The organism is Sulfurihydrogenibium sp. (assembly GCF_027448985.1).
In the GTDB taxonomy this organism is placed as follows: Bacteria; Aquificota; Aquificia; order Aquificales; family Hydrogenothermaceae; genus Sulfurihydrogenibium.
Genome location: NZ_DAIDMN010000147.1, coordinates 1 through 1625, shown reverse-complemented (window position 1 = coordinate 1625; position 1625 = coordinate 1). Strand labels below are relative to the sequence as shown.

The following is a 1625-nucleotide window of genomic DNA, read 5'->3' as shown; positions in this document are numbered from 1 at the left end:
TCCAGTGGTAGTTTTACTTTATGATACCACTGGAGGTTTTTTATTTCATCTTTTTTTCGAATTGGAAATTAGGGTTTGTAAAGTTTTCATAACTAACACCTCCTACAGTATTTGGTATTAATTTTACTGAGGAGGTGTTAATATTTAATGAATGTTTGGTTAATTTTATTTTATTTTTGGACCTTTTTCGTATTTGGAATCAAAGTATGTTAAGAATTCTTGAGTTTTGTCAAGCTCTGGTTTTCCGTATAAAACGGCTTGTTTGTCTATAATAAGGTTATAGTTCTTTTCTTTCGCAAAACTTTCAAGATTTTCTTGAACTAATTTCATAAATTGAGATAAAAGCTCATCTCTTCTTTTTAGTACTTCCTGTTGCTTTTGGATTGCAAAAGCTTGAAATTCTTCTTGAGATTTTTGGTCCTGTTTAACTGTTTTTTGTCTTGCTTCCACTTCTGCTTGGGCTTTTTTCCCAGATTCTTCCAACAGACTTTGAGCATCTTTTCCAGCTTTTGAGTTGTTGACGATAGTTTGAACATCAATAAATACGATATCCGCTGCTTTTGCAAAACCGCTTAAAATCAAAAAAACTGCAACTAAAAAAGATCCTAACACTTTTTTCATAATTCCTCCTATAAATAAAGATTTTTACTCTATCGTACAGATACTTTCTGGTCTTTTTATCCGGAGTGCCAATATTTCTAGCACTCTAAAGTAATGGTCCATGTTGTCATAATTGATGTAGGCTGTTATAATGTCTTGAGATACGAATAAGTCCATATTCTCTATTCCTGTTGCAACTAAAACTGCTCTACTTTGAGGAACAACCGGTGTGGTAAACACTCCTACGTCAAACAGTTTTTTAATGTGGTCTATTTCTAAAGTTCCACTGTTTCCGTACAATCTGTGTAATGTAGCATAATCCTTTGGATTTAGTACTAAAGCTAAATTGGAGTAAAATCCGGATTCGTTTAGTTTTACTACAGCTTGAAGTATATTTGAAAATGCTTCACCTTCTTTTGACCAATCTGATTTTTTAACTTTGTTTCTTCCTTCAACGTTTAAAAGACCGCTGAATCCGGTTTCTTTATCTCCGTGAAAGATAAGCTGGTCTTCTGCTAAAGCAACTTGTGAAGCAGCTACAGCTGCAACACTAAAATCAACAGGAACTCCCAATTTTTTAGCTGTTTCTATATCTCTCCAATGGATTTTAAAGTCTTTATAAATTATAGGTAAAGGAAGGTATTTCCTTTCCTTTATTTTTACCACTCCACAGTCTGTTTCCCCAAATAAACCACAGGCTCCACTATTTCCGGATTCTATAACATCCTGTGAAACGTACTGAACTCCTGTATCGTAAGGTCCAGATAGTTCTATAAACCTTCTTCCCACCAGATTCCTTTTTGCGGTTTCCACTACTACACCGTCCAATCTTTCCCAATCTGTACCACTTAAAGGTGATTCTTCTCTTTTTAAAAAATCCATGACAAACCTCCTGCATTTAATTATAGCATAAGAATAAATATAAAAGAAAAATGTTTTAAAAACCACACTGTATAGGTTCATATAGACAATGAGCATCTACCTTGATAAAATAATCAAACAAAATAGGAGGTAGATAAAATGAA

General features: G+C 33.5%; 2 protein-coding genes. Both read right to left on the bottom strand.

Translation table 11 applies throughout. From position 1 onward, the window contains the following. Positions 1-165: 165 nt before the first annotated feature. Entirely contained in the window at positions 166-621 is a 456-nt protein-coding gene (locus tag NE054_RS08120; RefSeq protein ID WP_297890463.1) for an OmpH family outer membrane protein, read from the bottom strand. A gap of 24 nt (positions 622-645) precedes the next feature. Continuing rightward, on the bottom strand, positions 646-1482 hold the full coding sequence (locus NE054_RS08115) for a family 1 encapsulin nanocompartment shell protein (protein ID WP_297890461.1): 837 nt from the start codon (positions 1480-1482) through the stop codon (positions 646-648). Positions 1483-1625 lie beyond the last annotated feature (143 nt).

What these genes read in the sequence shown, in the direction of transcription:
- NE054_RS08120 (WP_297890463.1), bottom strand. Translation starts at nt 621, where the DNA reads ATGAAAAAAGTGTTAGGATCTTTTTTAGTTGCAGTTTTTTTGATTTTA.
- NE054_RS08115 (WP_297890461.1), bottom strand. Translation starts at nt 1,482, where the DNA reads ATGGATTTTTTAAAAAGAGAAGAATCACCTTTAAGTGGTACAGATTGG.